This window comes from Dolichospermum sp. UHCC 0260 (assembly GCF_009711985.1).
GTDB classification, from domain to species: Bacteria; Cyanobacteriota; Cyanobacteriia; order Cyanobacteriales; family Nostocaceae; genus Dolichospermum; species Dolichospermum lemmermannii.
This window is the reverse complement of record NZ_VIKZ01000061.1, coordinates 1-23,534: the sequence shown is the minus strand read 5'-3', so window position 1 is coordinate 23,534 and position 23,534 is coordinate 1. Positions and strand designations below refer to the sequence as shown.

Here is a 23,534-nt window from a genome sequence, read left to right as displayed (position 1 = left end):
AAGGGGAAAGAAAAGAAGGAAAAAGGGCAAAAGCGCAATAGTGCAAAGGGCTACTAAGTCCTCCCAACAGCACACACAACACGAAAACCAATAATGATGTCGATGTAGTCGCGCACGTCCCTAACGTCGCCGTTGCGAGACGCAGAACGGCAGTTTCGAGGATTGTGGATCCAAGACCCGCCCCGCATCGCCTTTACATTACCGCTTGGACTTGTCCAAGCACTACCATCTTTAGGCGCATCTATATAATTATTATGCCAATCGTCTTGACACAATTCCCAGATATTGCCGTGCATATTGTATAATCCAAAAGCATTAGGGGAAAAACTATATACATTTGTTGTTTGTCCAAGATTTTTACCTTTTGGCTCAGAAGCATAGATGTAAGTTCCATCATAATTAGCTAACTCAGTTGTAATCGTTTCCCCAAAATGAAAGGGTGTAGTCGTCCCCGCACGACAAGCATATTCCCATTCTGCTTCGCTGGGTAGACGATATTCCCGTCCTGTCTTTTCACTCAACTTTTGACAAAACTCTACAGCATTATTCCAAGACACTTGTTCTACAGGACGTTTTGCTCCTTTTTCGGTAAAATGAGAAGGATTGTTACCCATGATTTGTTGGTACTGCTCTTGAGTCACAACAAATTTACCCATAGAAAAAGCAGGTACATTTACCTCATGTTGTGGACTTTCACTTTCATACCTACCTTTTTCTGATTCTGGTGAACCCATTTTAAAAGAACCACCAGGGATTTGTACCATTTCCAGGGTGATATTATTCCCCAAATCTTCTTTAAAATATTTAGCTTGATGATTCTCTTGATTAACTATTTTTCCTGTTTTGTTAACTGTTTTAGTTGTAAATGTAAATGTTAATAATTCAAGTAGTTTAGGTTGTACTTGTTTAGGTTGTACTGTAGGCTTCAATATCTGACTAAATACAACAGTAGTAACTAAACCTGTTCCTCCTAAACCAGCATAAATTAAAAATTGTCTGCGTTTTATAGGAGGTGGGTTTGACCCTGAAGGATTTCCAGATGTTTTTCTATTTTCCTCCTGAAGTTTTTGATATTCAGCTTCTTTTTTAGCAATAATTGGCCGTTCTATTTGCAATATTTCTTGTTTACTGAGTTGGAAAGAGTTTTGTAGTTTTTTAAACTTATTTATACTTGCTTGACGAAGGGGATATTCTCTTTCAATTTTTGTTAAAAATGCCTCTTCATACTGCTCTAAATTTTGCTGATGTTGTTGACGAATTCTTTTGGACTCTTGTTCTTTTCTGATTCTATCTTCTTCTTCGCGTTTTCTATATTCTGCTTCTTTCTGAATAAAAATTGGTTGTCTTATTCCTGATACTTCCTCTTCACTGAGTTGCAAGGATCTTTGTAAATTAGCTAAATTATCAATACTTTTTTGATTTAGAGGAAACTGTTGTTCAACTTCTTTTAAAACAGCCTGTCGGTATTCCTCTTGTTTGCGATTATTTTCTTTAATCTTTTCAGCAAGTTCAAGTATCTGTGTAGATGACATAGTATCCCCACTTCTAGATGAACCAGGAGATTCAGAATTACCAACAGGTTGAGAAATTGGTAATGGTGTTGAATTATTCTTTTTAATTGCAATTCTTTGAATAGCCGATATTGCATCTAAATCAGCACGGGACACACCTAAAACTCTAATCCATATTTGTTCTGCTAACTCAAAATTTCCAGAATTTTCAGATAAGGATGCCTGTAATTTTAATGATTCAACATCTTTAAGCGTAGCAGATTGCTCTAACAAAATATAATACATTTTATATGGCGGTTCTGCCTTGAGATAAGGATTTTGTCTTGGCTTTTGATATTTAATATTTAATTGAGGAACGAAAGAATTAATATATCTATCTAATCGTTCCACAGTGGCACAATTAGCTTCACCATGTAATCTTAAACCTGTTAATAGTGTGTGTGTAAATGAACCATGTTGTAATTCGGCAATTTCCCAAGATTTTTCGTTAGCAGCACAGGAATAAAAAGTAATTACTCCTTGATGCTTTTCTTCACCTATTCCTAAACCGCTACGACTACTTTCTTCTCGACAGGCATCTAATAACAAAACTACATTATCAGCACGACTACGACGCAATCTTTCAGTAATGTATTCAACGGAAATAGCTGTTTGTTCAATAGCACCAGGATCACTATCTGCAAGCATTAAATAATCTTTGTCAGCATGACGCATACCATGTCCAGCGAAAAAGAACCATAAATTATCTTCTGGTTTTAATAGAGGTTGTTCAAATTGTGCTTGCAAAAATCTCCGCACTCGTCCGTAAATTGGTTGAGTGGGAATTGGTGTATTAGCGGGAATGGGTGGAGAGTCCGCTGTAAACAAAAACACCTGATCAAATTTGGCTTCTTCCCGAAACCAAGCGGCCATTGCTTCTGCGTCCCGTTTAGCAAAGTTTAGGGGTTGCAGGTTGTCATATTGATTAATGCCAATACTAATTGCCCAATTCTTACCCATTAGAAAGCTCCGAAAATTCAATATGCGTGAGTTGAAACCTTTGTAGAGACGTTTTTTGTAGAGACGTTTTTTGTAGAGACGTTTTTTGTAGAGACGTTTTTTGTAGAGACGTTTTTTGTAGAGACGTTTTTTGTAGAGACGTTCTTTGTAGAGACGTTCTTTGTAGAGACGTTCCATGGAACGTCTCTACAATCTTTATCGGAGAGGTCTATTTTAATTCAGATATATTTTAATCTATGGTTGTCGCTTGAATTTAAATGTCAGACTACCTTTACCGCCTACTTTTCCGCCTGTTCCGAATAAACTCAGTTGTCCTTCCCCATTGACTTCTACAGAAACTTCCACTTCGTCTAGGCGGATTTTAGAGTCATCGGTATCAGCTTCATCTAAACATTCTCGCATAGCTTGTATAAATCCCCTCATTTCCTGCTTGAGTTTTGTTACCTCAACTTTACGCCTAGTAATTACTACTTTGTCTTTTTCTTTAGTGACTATTATTTGTTCCTCAGTAGTTTTACTTCCCAATAATCCACCTGTATCATGACTACCTCTAGCGCCAATAGTCGTCGTTGAGGTTTCTGCCACTTCTTCTGTAATAATCCATAAGCTGTCTGGGGTAGAAAATTCTGCTGACATAAAATTTACTGCTTATTACCATCTACACGGAAGATAATACTATTTTCAAGGTAATACGTCAATATAAACCTGATCCAGTTACAATTTTCGGTAAATCAAACAGAAGCCGGGAATATTTACCACACCTCCAAATCCCCGACTTCTGGTTTCAATCTTATTTATAAACGATTAATTCATGCTAGAAGTCGAGGATCTTAAAACCCACGAAAAGATTCCCGATTTTTAACATCAACAAATAATTTACTCAAAGTATTTATTATCCCACCGCAAAACCTGTAAATTGCCGTTTATAAGGAGCATGAAATCCTAAAACAATATCTTCTTTAGGGACACCAGCAGCTATTAATTCATTAGCAATACCAATTTCCGTACCATCTCTTTGTATCCAGATTTTATCATCCTTAATATCAACATGAATGATCACCCCATAGGTTCTAATTTGTTGTTTCCAACCAATATTTAATACTTGATAATGATGACGTTGCGTATCAAAAAGCAATTGAATTTCTGTACCATTAGCTATATCATTGGTAGAATGATTGCTTAAAATATCTTGAATAATTTGCGAGTAATTTATTCTTTCCATAAAACATCTCCTGGGTTAAAGAATCAAAAATTAAAACCTATTGATCTTTTTCCCCTAGATAGTTTCTTGATGTTTCTTAATATTGGCTAGTATTTCATCCATTGTTACATTATCTAACCATTGATGACGTTCTTCTGTATAGTCTCCACTACCATTATCAAATTGACGAATAAATCTGATAGCGTCAACATATCCTAAAGCATCTACAAGAGCTTTAAATCCTTTTCTATATAGTTCAATTGGGGTCATTTTCTCCTCCTTGTACAATATTATTAGTAGCTTCTGCCAACCAGATCATTGGATTAGCAACTATTATATTTATATTATCCTTATAGCTTAATGATTTTGACAATAGACGGCTATCAATAGTTAGAAAAATATCAGCGTTATTTTCAGCACAAGCCAGATGAAAAGCATCAAAATTTTTAATATTAAAGGTTGTTAATTCTATCGCTCGTCGAGTAATTTCTTCTGTGACTAAAATCTTATCATGAGCTATTGTTAAGACTTTTTGTACTTGTTCTCTTCTGCTTATATCTGGAGTTCTGGCGATTTCTAATTCTAAAGCTGTGCTACTGACTAATTGCCATTTTCCAGATAGACAATGATTGATAATTTCTAAAATTGCTTCAGTTTCTAGCCTAATTCGCCATTGAGTTTGGTCGTCAAAAGGACGATTAAGACAACAAACATCTAAATATATTCTATATTGTTTATTCATATTTTTAGAACATTGTTTTACAAAAATTATCATTAATTATTAGTATCTATAACTAGCTTCATGAAATTAGCTCAAAAATTTCCTCATCTGTGTAAACTGTTTCATTCTTTTGCATCAAGTCAGAACGCAATGCGCGGAATTTGTGGGTAAAGATGTAGTCCTCAATAGCTTTACCGACTAAACTATCAGCAGATATACCTTCAGTTTGGGTAATTTCTAAAAGTGCTGCTTTAAGTTCTGGAGTAATGGCAATGGTTAGGGTATCTTGCATATTTTATCAGCGAGCTACATAGTTGATTATACAATAGATTGAGCTACCATATCTATTTTGCACAAATAAAATCAAACATTTACTTCTTTAACCAACATGAAAACATCCACCGACAGACAACGCACCCTAGAAATGGCTTGTATTTCTCAACTCGCTTACGTCGCCTATAAACAAGGAAATGATATAGTTAGCGATATCCTGAAAACAGGTTCTCCATCATTTTTCCCACCATATCAAACCATAGAATTTATCTCAGCACCACGTCCTTTAAGTGATACGGATGAATTAGTTTGTTGTGGTTTACTCCTATCCACAGAAAATGATATTGTCATTGCTATTAGAGGTACAGAAAGATTAGATGATTACTTCTTTAACTTACTAGCATTCCCCAATTCAGAAGCAATTCACTCCGGTTTTAATCTTTATGTTAAAAGTTTTTGGCAACAATTACAAGACTTTATCCAAAGACAAGAAAACGCCAATAAAAATATTTTCGTAACCGGACATAGTTTAGGCGGTGCTGCGGCTACATTAATTACTAAACGAATTAGTGAAACTGAATTAAAACCTATTGCACCTTATACATTAGAAACTTATATATTTGGCGCACCACCAGTTAGTACAATAGAATTAATTTTGGATACTCCCATCTATAGATTTAGAAATATCGGTGATTTCATTCCTGATTTACCGAAAATCATCACTGTTTTATTAAATAAAATCCCAGGAATCAAACAAGTAATTATTAATTGGAAACCAGAACTATTAAAAACACTGGCTGATTATTCTCATATAGGTAATGAATATTGTCTTAATAAAAAGTATGAAATCATTGAACAAACCGAAACTAACTTACCTAATCTTCAATTGATATTGCAAATTTCCAGTTTACTAGCTACACAATTAAAATCACCGTCTCAAGCAGATATTAATAAATTTCGCTTGTTAATAAACACCTTAATTCAAACCTCATTAGAGGAACATCGCGCCATTAAATATGTAGAAAGAATTAGTTTTGGTAAACTTCCACCTCATATTTCTAGTTTGCATGATGATGAAGATTAAAATAGAGATGATGAAAGATGAGAAAATCCATAACAGAAATTTCACCTGTACAAATAGATGTTAATATGAAAGTAAGAATAGTGATTCAGCGACTAGAAGCTGATGGTTGGTATTTAGCAAGAACTAGAGGAAGTCATCGTCAGTTTAAACATCCTGATAAACTTGGTACTGTTACAGTTTCCGGTAAACCTAATATTGACGTACCCATTGGTACACTAAAAAGTATTTGGAGACAAGCTCAATTGGAGGACGAATAATGCGTTATACAGTAGTAATTGAAAAAGGAAATACCAGTTATGGTGCTTATGTTCCCGACTTACCCGGTTGTATAGCCGTGGCTGAAACATTAGCAGAAGTTCAACAAATGATTGTAGAATCCATAGAATTTCATATAGAAGGTTTAATAGAGTTAGGTTTACCAATTCCTCAACCTACAAGTATCGCTCAGGAAGTTGAAGTTTTAATTTAAGTAGTAATATAGATATGAATAAATACGGAAATTGGCAACCTGTCCCTAAGAATGGTGGTAAAAAATGGAAACAATGAAATTGCTGGCGCATATCGGTACAGATGGTATATTGCAAATTCAAACCCATACAGATTTTAAAGATAAATCTGTAGAAGTATTGGTAGTTGTCCAACCATTAGATAATACAGAAACTACCACAATTAAACATAGAAAAGCAATTGAATTTCTGTACCATTAGCTATATCATTGGTAGCTTCTGCTAACCAGATCATTGGATTAGCAACTATTATATTTATAACAGATAGCTTATCTGATTTGCTTCTTAACCCGCCTGTAACTGAAGTTACAGGCTAATAGCTAAAGTTTACTAAAGTAAACTCAAAAAGTTAAAAATTTTTTGGTTATTTAGTCATCTTTAGATGACTTTTGCTATGAGACTGGGAATTCATTCCCAGTTGGAATATCGGTTTTACGTTAAATTGACAGTAATGGGTATCTATAACTATAACTAGTGGTCTATCAAATTTCTATTTATGGATGAGGTTTACAGTTAATAGCCTCTCTATTTTCCCTCAATCTCACAATTTTTAGCTTGACAGACCACTAGCTTCATGAAATTATCTCAAGCAGATGTTAATAAATTTCGGTTGTTAATAAATACTTTAATTCAAACCTCATTAGAGGAACATCGCGCCATTAAATATGTAGAAAGAATTAATTTTGGTAAACTTCCAGCTTATATTTCTAATTTGCATGATGCAGAAAAAGATAATGTATGAATTGATGCAGTTAATTAGCAAATTACTTTACCTTCCACTCTCTACACAGAAAAAACAATTTCCAGTAAACTAATTTATGCAGTATTAACAAACCAAAAGTGGAAGCACAACCAAGAGAAGTACAAAACTATATCACACCAGATGGAAAAAACCTATTTGCAGAATGGCTTGATGATCTCAAAGATATGCAAGCTATAGTTAAAATAGAAAAAAGACTCGAACGAGTTAGGTTAGGTAATTTAGGAAACTACCGCACAGTTGGAGAAGGAGTCTGTGAACTAAAAATTGACTATGGACCAGGCTACCGGATCTATTTTGGACAAATTGGGTCAAAAATAGTAATAATTCTTTGTGGTGGAGATAAAAGTACCCAAGAACAAGATATATTAACAGCTAAACAATACTGGAGAGATTATGACAACAGAAGTAAAAATACCACTAACTAGCAGTTACCATGATTATCTCATTTCCTCTCTTCAAAATGAAGAACACGCTACAGCTTATCTAGCAGTTTTTTTAGAATTAGATGAAGAAGGACGTGAACCAGAATTACTTAGGGCTGGTTTAAAAGATATTATTGAGGCGAGAATATTGGCTAATAATCTCTCAGAAATAGCGAAAGAACGTTATGAAAAACTTGATCAATTATTATCAGAAAATGCCGGAAATGAAATTTACACCTTAATTGAATTTTTAGATGCTTTGGGTTATCGCATTGCTTTAGTACCTAAAGAATAAATCTGTTATAAAATAGTAAAAAACCATAATTAACATTATGAACACCTCACAACTGCGTCAAGAAATAAACTACAACTTAGAAAAGCTATCTCCAGATAATTTAAAAATAGTTGCCGAATTTTTAGCTTATCTAGCAGATAAAGAAAGCGAATTAGCTACCCAAGAACTACTTGATATTCCTGGTTTTATCGCATCTTTTGAAAGAGGTAAACAAGATATAGCTGAAGGTCGAGTTAAAAATTGGAGAAATATCAGGTCTGATGTATAATATTGTTTTATCTGCTGAAGCTGAGAAAATTTATGTTTCAGCAACACAAAGTTTGGCGAAAAAATTAGCAAGGTGCTTTGAACAGCTAGAACAAAATCCCCGGTTTCATCCTAATATTAAACCCCTTAAAGGTAATTTATCAGGATATTACCGTTATCGTATCGGTGAATATAGGGTAACTTACCAGGTTGATGATACAAACAATCAGGTTATAGTAACTACTATCGCTCATCGTTCTAAGAGGTTGTTTGAAAAGTATTATATGAAACCCATAATCTCCAAAAACCTAACCCCCCTTCCCCCCTTCCCTACAAGGGAATGGGGTTTTTAAAGCCTCTCCCCTGGTAGGGGAGAGGTTTGGAGAGGGGTCTGTTTCCACATTAAAAACTTTTAAAACATCCTCTAAGGTTTATGAATAAAAACAAAAACTTAATTCGTGAAATGATTGAAGAAGGACGAAGATTTTAATGCAGTTTGTTTTACCCTCAGAAATCCCAAAAAGTGGAGTTTAATACTTAACCCCACTAATTGCATTCTGATTTTTGGTTTTTTGCCGTCTCAATGTCTAAACTATTCAGCCCAACAACTTATTGCATTTCGTCGTATTCTGCCGTTTCTACCCTTCTAGATTCCATCCGAGAAGAGGGTAAAAACTCAGCCCGACGGACAGGATTTAAAGATGGTGCTTGTCCATTGTAGGGATGAATCACCTGAACTGTCCGAGTACCCCGCTGTTTTGGTGCAAACAAAGAAAGAACACCAGCGACAACAACCCCCCCACCAATAGTCAACGTCGCACCACCCACAGCCCAAAGCATGGGTGAAGACCACCAATTATTTTGTTCAGGTTGTTGTAATGATGTCGCCATTTTTTGTTGATTAGCTTGTTGTGCTAATTGCCACTCCCGTTGGGTAAAGCTTTGAGCTTGTACCTGGAATTGTTGGTTTTGTAACTTGAGTTGTTCATTGTCAGCTTTCAACTTCTCTAGCTGCATATTCATTTTCAGCTTTTCCATTTCTAGACGCTGATCAGAATTAGGAGCAGTTGGGGGTTGAGTAGTTGTGGGTTGATTAAAATAGGCAGGTTGCCCGTAATTGGGAGGATACTGCATTACCTGGGGAGCCATAACTGTCCCTGGCATTTGGGGGCTAACACCAAAATTCGATGGGATTGGGGTATTTGTTCCTTTCAGCAAGACTAAAGCCGCTAACCCAGCCACCGCGACTCCGCCAATAAATGCCATACTTTCGCTCATTGCTGTTACCCCTCAAATACTACAGAACAGTAACTCAGTTGTGACTGACACACTCTCACACGCATAATTTTTTGCCTACTTTGATAGTATATTTAAGTTAAGGGTCAAGATAAACCAGTGTATCAGTTAGTTTTTTTGTCTATCCTAAGATATGCTGTTATTATTTAAGACGATCATAGTCAAATTGTCCACTAAAAAATAACAAAAAAATACACTGTTTGGCAATTTCTCCCTTGGGTTTAAGAGGGATTTTTGATAGCTATCTTGAGACTTTGGCAAAATTGAGCGATCGCATCTAATCCCTGCTCTGGTGTACCTTCTGCCAGTCGTTTCACAATGGCACTACCCACAATTGCTGCATCTGCGCCCCATGCTTTCACTTGTCGCGCCTGTTCAGGATCAGAAATCCCAAACCCGACACCGATGGGTTTATCTGTAACATTGCGAATTTGTTGGAGTAAATCACCAACTCGCGTTTGCATTTGGGTTCGTATTCCCGTGACACCAGTAACACTGACCAAATAAATAAATCCCTGGGAAGCGCGAGCGATCGCTTCTATTCTTTCAGGAGAACTCGTAGGAGCTACCAATAAGGTTAAATCTATTCCCATCTCCGCCGCTGGTTTAATGAGTCCTGCTGACTCTTCCAAAGGCAAATCAGGCACAACTAAACCTGCTACCCCAGCATCTTTAATTTGCCCCAAGAACTTATCAACACCTCGATATAAAATCGGATTGTAATAGGTAAATAAAATAATTGGCGATCGCAAACTCGGACTAATCCCCTTGAGCATCTCTAACACCTGCTCTAAAGTGGTTTCCCGTGCCAAAGCGCGAGTAGCCGCAGCCTGAATCACCGGACCATCAGCCAAAGGATCAGAATAGGGGACACCCAACTCAATAATATCAGCCCCAGAATTATCAAGAACCTGCAAGGCCTTAGCAGTAGTTTCTAAATCTGGATCACCAGCCGTAATAAAGGGAATCAACGCGCACTCTTGATTCCGTCTCAAATTTTCAAAGCAACGAGAAATAGCAGTCATTTCACCTAGTCAGTAGTTAGTGGTCAGTGGTCATTTGTCAACAAACCACTGAACAATAATAACCCTAAACCTGAGATTCTTTTTCCTCTTCAATCTTCGCTTGCAGTTTAGCTAATTCTTCCGGAGAAAGTTCATCCAGACGCTTTTGCAAAAAAGCCGTTTCATAAGCTTCCCGTTGTTGATGGTAGGTCATTTTATTCCCCATCGCGCGGAAAAGATAGGTGCATAACCAGCCAATTAAGCCAGCAATCAAGAAAACTTGACTCCAGATACCAGCATTCTGACTATCTAAACCTACTACTTGCAAACCCACATAAGCCAAGCCACCGGCGACAAAAACGCCGAAGCCAATACCAATCGCGTCAATACGTCGCATGAGAATTATGACCTACCAATCTTAATTTAAGCAATTTTTCGCGGACGGGGGTTCAAATTCACAAACGGGGAGAGAACTAGCAACCCCGGAAAGAAAAAGAACACTAAAAAGTACATAAACACCCGTTCCACAGAACCACAGGTATACCATCTTAAACTCAAGTAGAAAAAGACAGCAATGGGGATTACCAGCAAATAAGCGCCAGCCAAACTCAGATACAGTAGTGCTACAACCATATTCCTTACCGCAATTTGAACTATATTTGGTGCATTCACTTCCCATGATATGCCCAATGGCTGGTTTGAGGAAATCGGTAATTCTGTTATTTTCCATCCCCCAAAAATAAATTGCCCAAAAATCGAAACTTGTGATATAGTGTTTTCCAGTCATCAAGCGTGAGCTAAATGGCTAACTTAAAATTTTGTTTCAGTGCTAAATGTCAAATATTAGCGTTAGCAAATAAAATTTTAAAATCTACTTGCCAAAAAAAAGCAATTAGTGGTATAACAGACAAGCGGGTGAATACTGCCTCAAAAACAGTAAATAACCTTACGGGAGCGTGGCGGAATGGTAGACGCTACGGACTTAAAATCCGTTGACCTTAAACGGTCGTGGGGGTTCGAGCCCCCCCGCTCCCATCTAAAAATTAATCGAAAATGCACCAAGTCTTTTGATTTGGTGCGTTTTTGTATTTAAAGATTTTAGGAACTTCTAATTAGAGACTTCCAATTAAAAAAATATCCCAAAATCTCTTGTGGTGCGGGCATCTTGCCCGCTAACAACACAAGGACGGGCAAGATGCCCATCCCACAAAATTGGATCATCTTTTTTGTGGAATTCTCTTAGAAGAACATCCTATCGCAAAACTTTAACTTTTGACCAAACGCCATTTTCATCTTCATCAAATCGCTTATGAACTTCATCCCAAGCCATTTGTTCAGATGTAAGCTTGTCCATATTATCATTCAGTGCAGTATTATAGCGTTCAATGAATATATTCTGAGCTTCTGGTGAAAGATGGGTGCGAACTTCAGGAGATAAATCATCTGAATTTTTGCATTTTCCAGGACAAGGATGAGGTAGTGTTTTGCCAATGATATTAATTTCTTCACCACCTGAACTTTCCAATAGTAATTGAAATTCGCCACTCCGATTGATCGGGACTTCGATCATTAATAAAAATTCACCAGCTTCTAAGCGGGTTTGATAAACCGTAGCTTTGTCTTCTGACATCCCCAAGGCAGTAAGAACTGATACCAAACCTGCCCCAGCACTACCAGCGAGCGCTCCACTTGCGGCCCCTAATAATATCGCTCCAATCGGACCTGCTGCCACAATTGGACCAACAAAGGGAATAAATAATACACCGACACCAGTTAATAAACTAAGGAAAGAACCAAATAAAGAACCAAAAATTGCCCCAGTTCTTAATCCTCCCAAAATTACATCCCGCTTAGTAATAAAGCCAGCAATTCTGGTTTCTGATTGAAAATTTCTGCCCAAGACGGATATATAATCGCTGGAAACGCCTCTATCTAGTAACCGATGAATTACATCATCAATTTGTTTCTGTTCTTTAAATATAGATGAGATGGTACGCTCTGCTTGATATGTTTCTGACATTTGTCCACTCATTTTACTGTGATGATTGACTGTGCCTATAAATACTAATTGAATTAAATATTTTCTTAATCAATCTTTAGAGAGAATTGGCTGTAATATTCAATAGATAAATCTCATCCCAATAAAAAAATCCTAGAAGTTGCGAAACCCCGCTTTTGATGACTTTTGTAAATGCAGTTTCTAACTGCCGATTTAGTCAAATCCTTACCCAACTAAGTTTTTCTTAATTCTGGAAGATTTCAATTTCCCAACCTGTAGAATATATCACAGAACTTTATGCCCAAAAATTATAATTCCTTTCCCACAAATAACCACAATAAAAGACTAAAAGTAATTGCTATTGCCGCAATAGCATTGTCTTTTACAGCTTGTACTAACATCCCAAATCCACGCCAATTAAAAACCAATAGCGAACCCTTAAAAGTTGCCATTCCGACTAATCAAATTAATCCCAAATCACAACTACTAACTAAAGTTGAAAACCTAGATTTTACTGTCCCAGCTAAATATCAAGCAAAAACTATCTATAAAGTTGAACCCAGCAATAAAGAGAAAGTAATTGCTTTAACTATTGATGATGGTCCCTGGCCAAAAACCACCGCAGAAATGTTAGATATCCTCAAACGAAATCATGTAAAAGCTACATTCTTTTGGGTAGGAAGTGCCTTACAAGAAAATCCCGAAATTGCCAAACGAGTTGTAGCTGAAGGCCATGCTATTGGTAATCATACTTGGCATCATTGGTATCGAAAGATGGATGAAGCCACAGCTAAAAGTGAAATTGAAAAAACAAATGACCTTATTTATAAAACAACAGGTGTCAAAACATCATTTTTCCGTCCCCCTGGAGGCTATTTAAACAACGGATTAGCTGCTTATGCTAAAAGTCAGAAAAACTCCGTTGTTATGTGGTCAGTGACTTCAGCAGACACCGATCCGCGGGCAAAATATCAAGTATTTGTGAAAAATGTGATCAGAGATGCTAAACCCGGCGCAATTGTGTTAATGCACGATGGTGGCGGAAATCGGGAAAGAACAGTCAAAGCCTTGCCAGCAATCGTCAGCGGACTCAAACAGCAAGGCTACCGATTTGTTACAGTTCCTGAACTTTTAGAAATGCAGCCATGATCATCCTTGCTCAGTGACGACAGAAGCACAAATTTGAGACTCTTGCCAAAGTTTATACAAAAAAAACTCCGTGCTGTAGCTCATAGTGGTGACAAATACACCGACAGCATCATGATTACCATCAGATAACCAAGAACCATCGAGGCTAACTTCTAAGTATTCAGGATCACAGTTACATAAGCCCATAATTTCACTATCATGGCGATTTACTTCGGCTTTTAGTCTTTCTACTCCTGGCAAATTAAGAGGTAGCAAAAAGGAAGCTGTGGTGGGTTCAATCCGCAAAGTTTGACTGACACGCAGTGCCAAAATCACTCTTTGCGCTACCCATTCTTCGAGAGATTGAGTGAGACACTCTAAATAAAAACTGTTATTGGTGTAAGTTAATTTCAGCATTCCTTTTGCTCTCCTGTTATTCCAGGTTTGCTTGCATATCATTCCAAAACTTCTCAGCAAATATCACCGTTGGGTGAATAGGTGCTTTCGGTAATTTCCGCAAAGGCATTCCAGCTTCAGCGGGTGTTTTATTGCCTTTGCGAGAGTTACATTTTTCGCAGGCTATGACTACGTTATCCCAAGTATGTCGGCCACCTTTAGATCGGGGGATAACATGATCTAGGGTGAGATGTTTGTTAGTACCGCAATATTGACAACTGCTATGATCTCGTCGTAAAACCTCCCGACGATTGACTGGCGGAATTTTCCACATTCGTTCCGTAGCAGCAATTGTTAAGCGGATGTGCTTGGGTACAGACAGCACAAATCGAGATGAGTGAATTAACCAACCGTCTTCTGTCGAAAATTCTAATGGTTCGGCTTTATTGCTGACTAGCAACACTATCGCCCGCTTGATATTTATCCGACACAGTGGTAAGTAATTCTGGGAAAACACGACTACAGATTGCTCTAATACTTGGATTGCGCTTGTCACAGCCTAACTCCTTATAAAAAAACCCCCGCTTCTGTCTTAGACGCTGCGGGGGTTAACAATTGACCTGATGGTTTTGTCTTATTTTGGTACAGCATTTCTTTACCTGTACCTCCCGCGTTTGATCTCTATTTGTGGTTTTGTATTCAGCAAATTCATGCTGGGATATTTAAAATCATAATTGCCTTTTGTTCTTTGCCCTTGATGTTGGCTATCCTTGCCCATAAATAAATTCTCCACGTCCGCAGCAGCAAATTCCCAACTGCCGAGGCGTTTGGTTGCTTGTGAAGAGGTAGAGATGGGATAAATGGATTTCACAGAAAATTTCACCTATTGAACATTCCTTTAAACATACTACACTTGTATTACTATCCTGTCTATACCTATAAGGAGAAAAAATCATGCAGACCATTACACGCACCCCAACAACTGATATGGAAGTTACTAGTATTCGTCTAGAACGGAAACTCAAGGAGAAACTTAAAGATATCGCTGGTAATCAGGGATATCAGTCTCTAATTCGAGATATTCTCTGGAATTATATCCAGCAAAAATCAGGTGAGTGGAAACCGCGTTTTTCTAAATCTGATATTCGTGCTAGTATTGCTGCTGTAGCCCAACAAGATGAGCGTTGTGTCCTCACAGGTAAATTAATTGCATCACAACAGTCAATGTTATTGGGATTGACGAGGAATGGTGATATGGTTCCTCTGAGTCTTGAGAGTTTGCTTGATTAGTCGGTAATTTTAGTTAATTTTACCCAGACGCTACCTTAGTAACTGGGTGTCAAACTGTCAGCTAAATTCTGGGCAAACCTACCCTTTCCTACTCTTTTTTGGGTAGGTTTTCTCTTGCCATACGTTCTATGACATCACTGATGCTTGATGCTTTTATATCTATTTGTTTTTGCTCAAGCCATTTCCCGCAGAGTAATTGATTGGTGTCAGTTAAATGATATTAGTCAATTAATCATTGGCAATAATTTAGGATGGAAGCAAGACATTAATATTGGGAAAAAGAACAACCAGCAATTTACCAAAATCCCTCATGCTAAATTAATCAGTTTGTTGTCTTACAAGGCTAAGTTAGCAGGTATCGAAGTTGTAATTACTGAAGAAAGTTACACATCCATTGCTAGTGCTTTAGATGGTGACAATCTGCCTGTTTACCAGGATAAATCAGATAGTAAACCTACTTTTAGCGGTAAACGGATTAAAAGAGGTTTATATAAAACTTCCAGTGGTAAAATAATCAATGCTGATACCAATGGAAGCATGAATATAGCTAGAAAAGTAATCCCAAACTTTATGAATGGGATAGAGGGATTGCCGTTTATCCCTGTAGTCTTAGGTCTTTGGTCTAAGATTGCAAACGTAGTTGTCTAGTATTGTCTATCCTTAGGTAGCTTTGTCCAGATTTCTATGAGCGGTAAAATACTAATTTTTAGATTTATTTAAAACTTCCTGGATTAATTCAGGTTTCCCGTGTTAATTCGGATGCAAAGCCTGAGATATGCGATCTTTCCGACCAATTAACTGATATAGGAGAAGTCAGGAGTCGGAAAAAAGAAGAAGGAAGACATTAGACCTGAATCCTTACTTAGCTACTTTTTGCCCATTTTTTCTATTTTCTCTATCACTGCTAATTTCATTAACGATTTAACTAATAAATATAGACAAAAAGCACATACACAAAAAATTGCGATCGCCCAATTATGATACTTAGAGATGATTAAGATTAACCCCGTCAATAGACTAAATCCTGTTAAACAAGCATAAATTAAGGTTTTGATGGCTAGATAAATTTGTCCTAAGATGCGATCGCTTTCAACATTTTTAACTCTTAATTGTAACTCTCCTCTTTCAATTCTTTCCTCTAATTTCTTAACTAAAACTTCGGTTTTATTCGGTTTTGTCAGTTGATATTGAATAAAATCCCTAGCTTGATGGCTTAATTGAGCGATTGTACTTCCTTTACTTTTTGTGACTGCCAAACTTTTGATAAATGCTTGGGATAATACTGTAGGATTATATTGAGGCTCTAAAGTCCTGGCAATACCATCTAATGTAGTTATAGCTTTTAAAATAAATGTCATTTGAGCAGGTAAGCGAAATGGTTGCTGTTCAAACATTTCATAAAGTTCAATTTTTACCTCACTCAATGCTTTAACATCTAAAGGTTTATCGGTGAATTTATCTAATAAAAACGTGACTAATCTTTTTACTGGAGTCATATCTGGGATAGGTTCAAGTAATCCCATCCTCATTAAAGTATTTACTACCTCATTACTATCCTTTTTTAAAATAGCAAAAAAAGTTTTAATCATCTCCTCCTTATTCAAAGTTCCGATTTCTGACATCATGCCAAAATCATAGAAGATAATACTCCCATCTGGATTGACGGCCATATTCCCTGGATGGGGATCAACTTGGAAAAACCCATCTTGTAATAGTTGCTTTAAATAACAACAAATCCCCGTTTCATTTACCTGATGAATATTAATTCCGCAGGCTTCCAAAGCCGCTTTATCATTAATTTTAATTCCCGGTTTATATTCTAAAGTTAATATCTTCGTTGTTGTATATTGCCAATAGACTTTAGGGACAATAACTCGCGGATATCCACGAAAATTTTCTCGGAATTTATCTGAATTTTTTCCCTCTTGAATATAATCAATTTCTTGAAACAACAAATCAAAGAACTCATTGTAAATTGATTGTAAATTATACTTTCTTACCCCAGCCAAATATTTATTGCAAAACTTAATTAACTGTAATAATATTTTAAAATCTAAATTAAATAAAGCCTCTAAACCCGGACGTTGAATTTTAACAACCACCTCTTCGTTAGAGTATAATGTAGCCTTATGAACTTGACCTAAACTAGCAGCAGCCAAAGGATTAAATTCAAATTCTTTATAGATACATTGTAGAGGTTTACCTAATTCTAATTCAATCATATTAATTGCCTCTTGACTACTAAAAGCCGGAACTTGATCCTGTAAAGTTCCCAAAGCTTCTATATATTCTAAAGGCAATAAATCGGCACGAGTTGACAAAGTTTGACCAATTTTAATAAAAGTAGCACCTAAATCAATTAAAGTATTCACAAACCAAGTAGCGCGGTTTTTCTTATGTTCTAAAGAATCTTGAGGAAAAATACTATCCCACCACAGAAATAACATAAATTTAGCCGCAGCCCTGAAAATGTCTATTTTTCGGGCTAAGGTAGAATATTTAGTTTTTTGCCAACGAAACTTTTTAGACTTTGCCATCATAAATATAAACAAAATTTGATGTTTCCATGATTAATTGTTTATAATATAGCGGTAATTGTTGGCTATTTCTTTCCTAGCTCCTGAATAATTACACTGCATAGTATAAATTATTAAACACCATCTCAATGAAGACTTGTAAACTAATCTTGTAGTAATTAGCCTGTGGTATATATAAGCAATTAACACAATAGTCTAACTCTCCATACTAAACACGGTTGGGAAATGGACTTTTGCCAGATTACAAAAAACCTGGATTTGTAAGGGTTTAGCACTGCTAAACCCCTACCTAATAACAAAATTAAATCTTGTAAATATTCCGACACAGGAATCATAAAAACATCAAAGGGACAGAAAAAGAAAAATTCTTTTTCTATCCCTTTTATAATACCCCCAAGGGAATTCGAATCCCTGTTACCTCCGTGAAAGGGAGGTGTCCTAGGCCTCTAGACGATGGGGGCTTGTTTCTCTTCACTTTTAACAATATAGCGGGTTTTTTTGAGAATGTCAAGAGGTTTTGGAAAGATTTTTTTAGAGGAGGTGAAAAAGCCACAAAGTAAGGAGCAGAGGGAATATTTCTGGACTATTAACCCTGTCCTTTTGCCAAAAACAATAAATTCTTGAGAAATTTCTAGTAGTCTGTCAAATTTATTTTGACGGGTTTTTGGTAGTGCGGGCATACTTCGACCCTTCGACAGGCTCAGGGCATCGCTTGCTCAGTACAAGTCTTGCCCGCGTGAGCGAGACGCTCACACTACAGTCCATCATTTTTATCTTGACAAACTACTAGTACCGCAGGGCGGAAGTCAAAAGTCAAAAGTCAAAACTAATATACAGTAGGCTTTTTGGCGATTGAATATGGTTGCTTTATTTACGCTGTGATGTACTAGTTTCTGCTACAAGGCGTGTAAACTTGCCACTATAGTTCTTTGACACTCTCACTGGCTAAATCCGCTGAGATTCTTGGTTCAACGAGTCCACTTAACTTTTCCCTATCTCTGCCAAAAAGAAACTCTATGCGGTTAAAACCGTGGTCAGTGAGCTTGTCGAACTGCCCGTGTCGCTTATATCTCAAGGCTTTAGCCTCTGAGCTTTACGCCTACCAGATATTTCTGTAAAGTTAATATTTATGATTCTTTAGAGAGGATTTTGAAATCAATGGCTCAAAATCTACAACATGGAAGCACCTTTTGAAATCACCCTCCAGATGGTGATCACTGTTTTTGCAGGCATTAGCGCCCAGGTAATGGCTGCATATTTCAAATTACCTAGCATCGTGTTACTACTCTTATTAGGCATCCTGTTAGGTAAAGACGGGCTGGGAATATTACAACCCCATTTACTAGGAACAGGATTAGAAGTGATTGTTTCCCTAGCAACAGCAATCATTTTGTTTGAAGGAGGACTCAAATTAGATCGGCAGGAGTTGGGCAAAGTTTCCCTCAGTCTCCAGTTACTCGTCACCTTGGGAACTCTGATCACCCTACTAGGGGGAAGTCTTGCGGCGCACTGGCTAGGCGAATTTCCGTGGAATATAGCAGTGCTTTATGCGTCCATTGTTGTTGTCACCGGACCGACCGTAATTGGTCCATTAATTCAACAAATTAACGTAGATAGACAAGTAGGAACGCTATTAGAAGGCGAAGGAGTTTTAATAGATCCAGTGGGAGCTATCCTAGCTTACGTTGTCCTGGATACGATTTTAAATGGTGATACAGACCCGATTAATGCGATTATTGGTCTAATTTTACGTTTCGCTGTGGGTGCGGGCATTGGTGGCGTTGGTGGATATTTAATGAGTTGGATGTTCAAACGCGCCAATTTTATCTCCTTTGAACTGAAAAATCTGGTTGTACTGGCAGTTTTATGGGTGTTGTTTGCCCTAGCGCAAATGATTCGCTCTGAATCGGGAATTATGACCACAGTGGTAGCAGGTGCGGTGTTTGCTAATTCTTCAGTTCCCGAAGAGCGGTTATTGCGAAGCTTTAAAAATCAACTGACAATTCTCAGCGTTTCTGTATTATTCATCCTCCTAGCGGCTGATTTATCCATTGCCAGTGTCTTGGCTTTAGGTTGGGGGAGTTTATTCACCGTTTTGGTGTTAATGTTTGTTGTTCGCCCCATTAACATTATTTTGTGTACTTGGAATAGTGATCTGAATTGGCGACAGAAACTATTTTTAAGTTGGGTTGCACCCAGAGGCATAGTTTCCGCCTCTGTAGCGTCTTTATTTGCGATTTTACTGACGCAGAGGGGCGTTAATGGTGGTGATTCGATTAAAGCTTTAGTCTTTTTGACAATTATCATGACGGTTTTTTGCCAAGGTTTAACCGCTGGCTGGTTGGTTAAATGGTTACGAATTACCTCTAAAGATGCAACTGGGGCGGTAATTGTGGGTTGTAATCCTTTGGGTTTATTAATTGCCCGCTTTTTTCAAGAACGGGGAGAAAGTGTAGTGATGATTGATACTGACCCGGAACGTTTAGCCCAAGCTGAAGCCCAAAATCTCCGAGTGATTGCTAGTAGTGCTTTAGATGGGGAAATACTGGAAGAAGCTGGTATTGGTTCGATGGGGACTTTTTTAGCCATTACCAGTAATGGTGAAGTGAATTTTGTTTTAGCTCAACGGGCTGCTGAGGAATTTAATCCTCCCCGTGTTTTAGCTATATTCCCCCGACATCCTCAAGGATCTCCTTCGGAGAATAGTAAAGTTGATCAAGCTTTTGTTTCTGATTTACCAGTAAAAACTTGGAATGAATATTTGATGAATGGACAGGTGAAATTGGGAACAACTACATTAAATGCGGCAGAATTTGACTCTCAACAAGAACATATACAAGAAAAAATTCGAGATGGGATTTTAGTACCACTGTTGTTAGAAAGACAAGAACGTTTACAGGTAATGTCGGCTACTCAAGAATGGGAAATAGGCGATCGCATTATCTATCTATTATATGATTCCCGTCCTAATCTTTTAAAACTTCTTTCTGGTGCTAGTCAGTCTACACCGCTAACTATGGAAACATTAGCAGAAGTTGAAGAAGTAAAAGTTAAATAACTTTAGATTTTAGATTTTAGATTTTGGATTTATCCCCATAATCTTCTCCCGGGTTTCCCCTGCAATCTTTCATGGGTATCTTTTAGCAAAGTAGGAATATCTAAATTTTCTGGACATTTGGGCAAACAATCACCACATTCTGTGCAACGGTTAGCTTTCATACCTGGAAACCAATGACCGGCATTTTCAAACATTCCATAACGGCATTCTCCATAATCTTTCATATCATAAGCTAGGGCTAAATTTCGTAATCTTAAAACTTCGGGAATATGAATATTTTCTGGGCAAGGTAAACAATCATAACATTGACTACATTTATCAGTTAGTAAAACATCATTTTGCTGATTTTCTAATTTTTCAAAAATATCAATTTCAGCTTTAGTTAATTCATTTTGAGAATCAAAAAGTTCTGGAGATATTACTAACTCTTCTGGTTTTGCTGGTCCTATACTCAAAGTATTAATGCGGTTATCACTTAGCAAAAAACGATAATTTAAATTTAATGGTGTGAATGGATAACAGAGTTCTTTTAAAGTTTGGGGTGGAGTATATAATTTTCCGCCCTTATCCGCAGGAGAAATAATAAAAACGCCCATATCTTTTTCTGTTGTCAACTGAATTGCAGGGGCATTATGTTGAAAAAAATAGTAATAATGAAGATTAACAAATTCAAATAAATCTGTATTTATAGCTGCTAAAATTACATCTAATGAACCGTGAGTAGAAAACCCAATATGTCGCACTCTCCCATCATTAATAGCTTCCTCCACAGCCTGCATACAGCCATTTTTAGCTTGTACCCATTCTAAATGTTGCCAAGTATTTAATCCATGAATTCCTAAACAATCCAGATAATCTAAATTCAAGCGATTTAAAGATTCATCAATATACCGACGCATAGTGTCAGCATCTGGTGTTGGGGGAATTTTAGTAGTAATATAAATTTGATTACGGGGTACTGATAAACCAGCTTTTATAGCTTTACCCAAATATGCTTCACTATCACCATAACCTCTAGCTGTTTCTAAATGATTAATTCCTAAAGATAAAGCTTTTTCAATGGTCTGTTGGACATTTTCACTATCAGTTAAATAGCGCATTGTTCCCAAAGAAAAAACAGAAAGATGTAAATTAGTTTTACCAAAACGACGATATTGCATAGCAGGTAACTAGGACTTATCTAATTGATTGAAGATATATCAATAAATATAATCTAAATCTTGACAATAATTTCTCATTGGGAAAATCCTGGGCTATTATTGGAATTAGAAGCAATTATTGTCAGAGCTACTGAACTTCCTTACAACGTTCAAATACCAAGTGAGCAGTAACATTATGCAAGTAGAACTTTTAGAGCAACTTTCCGCTACTGATGCTAAAATTATCTTAGAATGCTTGCCAGAAAAAATCAAAGCAGCTTTAATTGCCCGTGCTGTTGAAATTGACTATCCAGTAGAAGCTATTATTGAAATGGCGTTCACGTAGTGTCTCTGAAAGAGAATCGCTAGTTTCCTAGATAGCGAAGCATTAGGTTTCGCAGACTGCAAACCAGGACGAGGACAATAGCAAACAACAAATATATATTAGTATTATTGAAACTAATAGACCTCTCCGAAAATGAATGTAGAGACGTTCTATAGAACGTCTCTACAAGGGTTTCAAACCACGCACATTTAATTACCGGAGATGTCTAATATATGGTCACTAAAATCATATACAAATCTGCAACTATTGTAACTGTTGTCATGGAGAATAAAATCATTGTTCCATAAATTGACTCAGTTCGATAATATTGCAATCGGAATCTTGAATAAAAATTGCAGACTCTGTATAATCTGCCTTTTTTTGTTTTGTTAAAATCAGTAAATTGACTTAAAACCGATAGATTTCAGTTAAAGATAATTGTAGGTTGGGTAGAACAAAGTGAAACCCAACATTTCTAAGATTTTGTTGGGTTTTGTTTATTAACCCAAATTACACATATATACGCGAAAATGAGCAAGTTTTGACGATAGATGCAGAATAAATACCCGGGCTAAATCTTGTGGTGCGGGCATCCTGCCCGATGGAATTATACAAACTTATTCCATAAGCTGTTACGCAGCTAAATCTGATATTTCGTAGCCTAGAGTCCTTGCCGTAAGGCTTTCGGGCAAAAAAGTAAATGCGTAACAGCTTACTAAAAAATTTTGTCAACTATCTTAAGACAGATTGCTATCTCTTACTAATTGTGGAAAAATGAAACCGTATTGTCCGATCTAAAGAATCTGGAAATGCAGCCTCTATCTCATAAAAACTCATAACAACTCATAACAACATGAATGGCATTTTGGGTTTTGTCACGTTAGTATTTATTAATTACATTTTCAGTGCCACAGTGTTTTTTTTAATACCATATATTGATTATGCAAATATTATTGGTGTTTTGTCTTTAATATATTATTCGCTGACTATTATTCCTACTATAATAAAAACACTTTTTCCGAATTTTTATAAGCAACAATATATTTGGAAAAGCTTGATGAAAAACCGACGTTACACAGGTGTTACTGCTTTTTGTTTTGCTTGGAATCACGCTGCATTATTGATTTGGCAAAAATCTTTAAATTTCTTAGATTTCAATACTTGCCTCCAATACTTTCAAGGCTTATCATCAATTATCATTTTCACTATTTTAGCCATAACATCTAATGACGAAAGTGTTAGAAAACTTCAAAAAAATTGGAAAAAAATACACAATTTAACCTATCTATGTTTGTTTATACTTCCCTGGCATATTTTAGATAAAATGTTCGGACGCTGGAC

The 23,534-nt window shown here is 36.7% G+C and carries 32 protein-coding genes, 2 tRNA genes and 1 pseudogene; 16 read left to right on the top strand and 19 right to left on the bottom strand.

Annotated features, from left to right (window positions below; translation table 11 throughout):
- Positions 1-53: 53 nt before the first annotated feature.
- The 7 genes from FJR08_RS23800 to FJR08_RS19380 form a co-directional block, all read right to left on the bottom strand.
- A complete protein-coding gene (locus FJR08_RS23800; RefSeq protein ID WP_254435807.1) occupies positions 54-2,510 on the bottom strand; it encodes an SUMF1/EgtB/PvdO family nonheme iron enzyme in 2,457 nt (818 codons plus the stop codon).
- Positions 2,503-2,703, bottom strand: a complete 201-nt coding sequence (locus FJR08_RS24305) for a pentapeptide repeat-containing protein (RefSeq protein WP_371415568.1) — start codon at positions 2,701-2,703, stop codon at positions 2,503-2,505. The genes FJR08_RS23800 and FJR08_RS24305 overlap by 8 nt, the downstream gene beginning before the upstream one ends.
- A 41-nt stretch (positions 2,704-2,744) precedes the next feature.
- On the bottom strand, positions 2,745-3,146 hold the full coding sequence (locus FJR08_RS19400) for a hypothetical protein (protein WP_168634255.1): 402 nt from the start codon (positions 3,144-3,146) through the stop codon (positions 2,745-2,747).
- A 256-nt stretch (positions 3,147-3,402) separates the two neighbouring features.
- The gene (locus FJR08_RS19395) at positions 3,403-3,732 is read right to left on the bottom strand and encodes a XisI protein (protein ID WP_168493288.1); all 330 of its coding nucleotides are present in this window, start codon (positions 3,730-3,732) and stop codon (positions 3,403-3,405) included.
- A 54-nt stretch (positions 3,733-3,786) separates the two neighbouring features.
- Positions 3,787-3,981: a hypothetical protein gene (locus FJR08_RS19390; protein WP_015078821.1), complete on the bottom strand. Its 195-nt coding sequence runs from the start codon at positions 3,979-3,981 to the stop codon at positions 3,787-3,789.
- Positions 3,968-4,453, bottom strand: a complete 486-nt coding sequence (locus FJR08_RS19385) for a type II toxin-antitoxin system VapC family toxin (RefSeq protein ID WP_168634254.1) — start codon at positions 4,451-4,453, stop codon at positions 3,968-3,970. The genes FJR08_RS19390 and FJR08_RS19385 overlap by 14 nt, the downstream gene beginning before the upstream one ends.
- A gap of 58 nt (positions 4,454-4,511) precedes the next feature.
- The gene (locus FJR08_RS19380) at positions 4,512-4,724 is read right to left on the bottom strand and encodes a hypothetical protein (protein WP_015078823.1); all 213 of its coding nucleotides are present in this window, start codon (positions 4,722-4,724) and stop codon (positions 4,512-4,514) included.
- A 96-nt stretch (positions 4,725-4,820) separates the two neighbouring features.
- Here FJR08_RS19380 and FJR08_RS19375 point away from each other — a divergent pair, with 96 nt between their 5' ends.
- The 9 genes from FJR08_RS19375 (at position 4,821) to FJR08_RS19335 (ending at position 8,374) form a co-directional block, all read left to right on the top strand.
- Complete coding sequence (locus FJR08_RS19375) at positions 4,821-5,789, top strand: lipase family protein (RefSeq protein ID WP_168634253.1); 969 nt, start codon at positions 4,821-4,823, stop codon at positions 5,787-5,789.
- Between the two features lie 17 nt (positions 5,790-5,806).
- Positions 5,807-6,046 carry a type II toxin-antitoxin system HicA family toxin gene (locus FJR08_RS19370; RefSeq protein WP_323294554.1) on the top strand — a complete coding sequence of 80 codons (240 nt, stop codon included), beginning with the start codon at positions 5,807-5,809 and terminating at the stop codon, positions 6,044-6,046.
- Positions 6,046-6,258 carry a type II toxin-antitoxin system HicB family antitoxin gene (locus tag FJR08_RS19365; RefSeq protein WP_015078826.1) on the top strand — a complete coding sequence of 71 codons (213 nt, stop codon included), beginning with the start codon at positions 6,046-6,048 and terminating at the stop codon, positions 6,256-6,258. The genes FJR08_RS19370 and FJR08_RS19365 overlap by 1 nt, the downstream gene beginning before the upstream one ends.
- A 64-nt stretch (positions 6,259-6,322) precedes the next feature.
- On the top strand, positions 6,323-6,496 hold the full coding sequence (locus FJR08_RS19360) for a hypothetical protein (RefSeq protein WP_015078827.1): 174 nt from the start codon (positions 6,323-6,325) through the stop codon (positions 6,494-6,496).
- A gap of 373 nt (positions 6,497-6,869) precedes the next feature.
- Positions 6,870-7,037, top strand: coding sequence for a hypothetical protein (locus FJR08_RS19355; protein WP_015078829.1), 168 nt, complete (start codon positions 6,870-6,872; stop codon positions 7,035-7,037).
- A gap of 98 nt (positions 7,038-7,135) precedes the next feature.
- Positions 7,136-7,483, top strand: coding sequence for a type II toxin-antitoxin system RelE/ParE family toxin (locus tag FJR08_RS19350; protein ID WP_015078830.1), 348 nt, complete (start codon positions 7,136-7,138; stop codon positions 7,481-7,483).
- Positions 7,452-7,775, top strand: coding sequence for a DNA-binding protein (locus FJR08_RS19345; RefSeq protein WP_015078831.1), 324 nt, complete (start codon positions 7,452-7,454; stop codon positions 7,773-7,775). The genes FJR08_RS19350 and FJR08_RS19345 overlap by 32 nt, the downstream gene beginning before the upstream one ends.
- A 37-nt stretch (positions 7,776-7,812) precedes the next feature.
- Positions 7,813-8,043, top strand: a complete 231-nt coding sequence (locus FJR08_RS19340; RefSeq protein WP_168634252.1) for a hypothetical protein — start codon at positions 7,813-7,815, stop codon at positions 8,041-8,043.
- Positions 8,036-8,374 carry a type II toxin-antitoxin system RelE/ParE family toxin gene (locus FJR08_RS19335; RefSeq protein ID WP_168634251.1) on the top strand — a complete coding sequence of 113 codons (339 nt, stop codon included), beginning with the start codon at positions 8,036-8,038 and terminating at the stop codon, positions 8,372-8,374. Before FJR08_RS19340 ends, FJR08_RS19335 begins: the two co-directional genes overlap by 8 nt.
- Positions 8,375-8,630: 256 nt before the next feature.
- Here FJR08_RS19335 and FJR08_RS19330 read toward each other — a convergent pair whose 3' ends face one another.
- The 4 genes from FJR08_RS19330 to ndhL form a co-directional block, all read right to left on the bottom strand.
- A complete protein-coding gene (locus FJR08_RS19330) occupies positions 8,631-9,299 on the bottom strand; it encodes a hypothetical protein (RefSeq protein WP_015078833.1) in 669 nt (222 codons plus the stop codon).
- Positions 9,300-9,538: 239 nt separating this feature from the next.
- Entirely contained in the window at positions 9,539-10,342 is an 804-nt protein-coding gene (trpA, locus tag FJR08_RS19325; protein ID WP_168634250.1) for a tryptophan synthase subunit alpha, read from the bottom strand.
- A 64-nt stretch (positions 10,343-10,406) separates the two neighbouring features.
- Positions 10,407-10,718: a DUF3007 family protein gene (locus tag FJR08_RS19320; protein ID WP_015078835.1), complete on the bottom strand. Its 312-nt coding sequence runs from the start codon at positions 10,716-10,718 to the stop codon at positions 10,407-10,409.
- A 26-nt stretch (positions 10,719-10,744) separates the two neighbouring features.
- Positions 10,745-10,954, bottom strand: a complete 210-nt coding sequence (ndhL, locus tag FJR08_RS19315) for an NAD(P)H-quinone oxidoreductase subunit L (protein WP_080683924.1) — start codon at positions 10,952-10,954, stop codon at positions 10,745-10,747.
- A 317-nt stretch (positions 10,955-11,271) separates the two neighbouring features.
- Between ndhL and FJR08_RS19310 the strand changes: the two genes are divergently transcribed.
- A tRNA-Leu gene (locus FJR08_RS19310) sits at positions 11,272-11,356 on the top strand.
- 217 nt (positions 11,357-11,573) lie between these two features.
- Here FJR08_RS19310 and FJR08_RS19305 read toward each other — a convergent pair.
- Positions 11,574-12,341 carry a ChaB family protein gene (locus FJR08_RS19305; protein WP_015078837.1) on the bottom strand — a complete coding sequence of 256 codons (768 nt, stop codon included), beginning with the start codon at positions 12,339-12,341 and terminating at the stop codon, positions 11,574-11,576.
- Between the two features lie 276 nt (positions 12,342-12,617).
- On the opposite strand from FJR08_RS19305, the gene FJR08_RS19300 reads away from it, so the two are divergent.
- On the top strand, positions 12,618-13,469 hold the full coding sequence (locus FJR08_RS19300; protein WP_168634249.1) for a polysaccharide deacetylase family protein: 852 nt from the start codon (positions 12,618-12,620) through the stop codon (positions 13,467-13,469).
- Here the strand turns inward: FJR08_RS19300 and FJR08_RS19295 are convergent, their stop codons facing one another.
- The 3 genes from FJR08_RS19295 to FJR08_RS19285 form a co-directional block, all read right to left on the bottom strand.
- On the bottom strand, positions 13,470-13,865 hold the full coding sequence (locus tag FJR08_RS19295) for an alr0857 family protein (protein ID WP_168634248.1): 396 nt from the start codon (positions 13,863-13,865) through the stop codon (positions 13,470-13,472).
- A gap of 16 nt (positions 13,866-13,881) precedes the next feature.
- The gene (locus FJR08_RS19290; protein WP_148761764.1) at positions 13,882-14,400 is read right to left on the bottom strand and encodes an HNH endonuclease; all 519 of its coding nucleotides are present in this window, start codon (positions 14,398-14,400) and stop codon (positions 13,882-13,884) included.
- A gap of 99 nt (positions 14,401-14,499) precedes the next feature.
- Positions 14,500-14,715, bottom strand: a complete 216-nt coding sequence (locus FJR08_RS19285; RefSeq protein WP_015078841.1) for a hypothetical protein — start codon at positions 14,713-14,715, stop codon at positions 14,500-14,502.
- An 83-nt stretch (positions 14,716-14,798) separates the two neighbouring features.
- On the opposite strand from FJR08_RS19285, the gene FJR08_RS19280 reads away from it, so the two are divergent.
- Positions 14,799-15,134 carry a ribbon-helix-helix domain-containing protein gene (locus tag FJR08_RS19280; protein ID WP_168634247.1) on the top strand — a complete coding sequence of 112 codons (336 nt, stop codon included), beginning with the start codon at positions 14,799-14,801 and terminating at the stop codon, positions 15,132-15,134.
- Positions 15,135-15,281: 147 nt separating this feature from the next.
- Positions 15,282-15,782: an IS200/IS605 family accessory protein TnpB-related protein gene (locus FJR08_RS19275; protein WP_254435806.1), complete on the top strand. Its 501-nt coding sequence runs from the start codon at positions 15,282-15,284 to the stop codon at positions 15,780-15,782.
- Positions 15,783-16,000: 218 nt separating this feature from the next.
- Here the strand turns inward: FJR08_RS19275 and FJR08_RS19270 are convergent, their stop codons facing one another.
- The 3 genes from FJR08_RS19270 to FJR08_RS19260 all read right to left on the bottom strand — a co-directional run bounded on the left by FJR08_RS19270 (position 16,001) and on the right by FJR08_RS19260 (position 18,351).
- Positions 16,001-17,674 (bottom strand): AarF/ABC1/UbiB kinase family protein, encoded by a 1,674-nt coding sequence (locus FJR08_RS19270; RefSeq protein WP_168634246.1) that lies wholly within the window; start codon positions 17,672-17,674, stop codon positions 16,001-16,003.
- A 385-nt stretch (positions 17,675-18,059) separates the two neighbouring features.
- Positions 18,060-18,132 (bottom strand) — tRNA-Glu (locus FJR08_RS19265).
- Entirely contained in the window at positions 18,118-18,351 is a 234-nt protein-coding gene (locus tag FJR08_RS19260; RefSeq protein ID WP_168634245.1) for a hypothetical protein, read from the bottom strand. The genes FJR08_RS19265 and FJR08_RS19260 overlap by 15 nt, the downstream gene beginning before the upstream one ends.
- A 497-nt stretch (positions 18,352-18,848) precedes the next feature.
- Between FJR08_RS19260 and FJR08_RS19255 the strand changes: the two genes are divergently transcribed.
- The gene (locus FJR08_RS19255) at positions 18,849-20,729 is read left to right on the top strand and encodes a sodium:proton antiporter (protein WP_168634244.1); all 1,881 of its coding nucleotides are present in this window, start codon (positions 18,849-18,851) and stop codon (positions 20,727-20,729) included.
- Positions 20,730-20,758: 29 nt separating this feature from the next.
- Here the strand turns inward: FJR08_RS19255 and FJR08_RS19250 are convergent, their stop codons facing one another.
- On the bottom strand, positions 20,759-21,889 hold the full coding sequence (locus FJR08_RS19250) for an aldo/keto reductase (protein WP_168634243.1): 1,131 nt from the start codon (positions 21,887-21,889) through the stop codon (positions 20,759-20,761).
- A gap of 175 nt (positions 21,890-22,064) precedes the next feature.
- Here FJR08_RS19250 and FJR08_RS24300 point away from each other — a divergent pair.
- Positions 22,065-22,295: pseudogene (locus FJR08_RS24300) on the top strand (hypothetical protein).
- Positions 22,296-23,046: 751 nt separating this feature from the next.
- On the top strand, positions 23,047-23,534 hold a 488-nt coding region (locus FJR08_RS19235), incomplete at its 3' end, for a ferric reductase-like transmembrane domain-containing protein (protein WP_174783164.1).

Coding starts and splice junctions, on each gene's coding strand:
- FJR08_RS19340 (WP_168634252.1), top strand. CDS start 7,813: ATGAACACCTCACAACTGCGTCAAGAAATAAACTACAACTTAGAAAAG.
- FJR08_RS19355 (WP_015078829.1), top strand. CDS start 6,870: ATGAAATTATCTCAAGCAGATGTTAATAAATTTCGGTTGTTAATAAAT.
- FJR08_RS19370 (WP_323294554.1), top strand. CDS start 5,807: ATGAGAAAATCCATAACAGAAATTTCACCTGTACAAATAGATGTTAAT.
- FJR08_RS19295 (WP_168634248.1), bottom strand. CDS start 13,865: ATGCTGAAATTAACTTACACCAATAACAGTTTTTATTTAGAGTGTCTC.
- FJR08_RS19365 (WP_015078826.1), top strand. CDS start 6,046: ATGCGTTATACAGTAGTAATTGAAAAAGGAAATACCAGTTATGGTGCT.
- FJR08_RS19280 (WP_168634247.1), top strand. CDS start 14,799: ATGCAGACCATTACACGCACCCCAACAACTGATATGGAAGTTACTAGT.
- FJR08_RS19345 (WP_015078831.1), top strand. CDS start 7,452: ATGACAACAGAAGTAAAAATACCACTAACTAGCAGTTACCATGATTAT.
- FJR08_RS19260 (WP_168634245.1), bottom strand. CDS start 18,351: ATGCCCGCACTACCAAAAACCCGTCAAAATAAATTTGACAGACTACTA.
- FJR08_RS19360 (WP_015078827.1), top strand. CDS start 6,323: ATGGAAACAATGAAATTGCTGGCGCATATCGGTACAGATGGTATATTG.
- FJR08_RS19390 (WP_015078821.1), bottom strand. CDS start 3,981: ATGACCCCAATTGAACTATATAGAAAAGGATTTAAAGCTCTTGTAGAT.
- FJR08_RS19255 (WP_168634244.1), top strand. CDS start 18,849: ATGGAAGCACCTTTTGAAATCACCCTCCAGATGGTGATCACTGTTTTT.
- FJR08_RS19300 (WP_168634249.1), top strand. CDS start 12,618: ATGCCCAAAAATTATAATTCCTTTCCCACAAATAACCACAATAAAAGA.
- FJR08_RS19400 (WP_168634255.1), bottom strand. CDS start 3,146: ATGTCAGCAGAATTTTCTACCCCAGACAGCTTATGGATTATTACAGAA.
- FJR08_RS19375 (WP_168634253.1), top strand. CDS start 4,821: ATGAAAACATCCACCGACAGACAACGCACCCTAGAAATGGCTTGTATT.
- ndhL (WP_080683924.1), bottom strand. CDS start 10,954: ATGGTTGTAGCACTACTGTATCTGAGTTTGGCTGGCGCTTATTTGCTG.
- FJR08_RS19320 (WP_015078835.1), bottom strand. CDS start 10,718: ATGCGACGTATTGACGCGATTGGTATTGGCTTCGGCGTTTTTGTCGCC.
- FJR08_RS19275 (WP_254435806.1), top strand. CDS start 15,282: ATGCTTTTATATCTATTTGTTTTTGCTCAAGCCATTTCCCGCAGAGTA.
- FJR08_RS23800 (WP_254435807.1), bottom strand. CDS start 2,510: ATGGGTAAGAATTGGGCAATTAGTATTGGCATTAATCAATATGACAAC.
- FJR08_RS19270 (WP_168634246.1), bottom strand. CDS start 17,674: ATGATGGCAAAGTCTAAAAAGTTTCGTTGGCAAAAAACTAAATATTCT.
- FJR08_RS19385 (WP_168634254.1), bottom strand. CDS start 4,453: ATGAATAAACAATATAGAATATATTTAGATGTTTGTTGTCTTAATCGT.
- FJR08_RS19330 (WP_015078833.1), bottom strand. CDS start 9,299: ATGAGCGAAAGTATGGCATTTATTGGCGGAGTCGCGGTGGCTGGGTTA.
- FJR08_RS19305 (WP_015078837.1), bottom strand. CDS start 12,341: ATGTCAGAAACATATCAAGCAGAGCGTACCATCTCATCTATATTTAAA.
- FJR08_RS19380 (WP_015078823.1), bottom strand. CDS start 4,724: ATGCAAGATACCCTAACCATTGCCATTACTCCAGAACTTAAAGCAGCA.
- trpA (WP_168634250.1), bottom strand. CDS start 10,342: ATGACTGCTATTTCTCGTTGCTTTGAAAATTTGAGACGGAATCAAGAG.
- FJR08_RS19250 (WP_168634243.1), bottom strand. CDS start 21,889: ATGCAATATCGTCGTTTTGGTAAAACTAATTTACATCTTTCTGTTTTT.
- FJR08_RS19335 (WP_168634251.1), top strand. CDS start 8,036: ATGTATAATATTGTTTTATCTGCTGAAGCTGAGAAAATTTATGTTTCA.
- FJR08_RS19395 (WP_168493288.1), bottom strand. CDS start 3,732: ATGGAAAGAATAAATTACTCGCAAATTATTCAAGATATTTTAAGCAAT.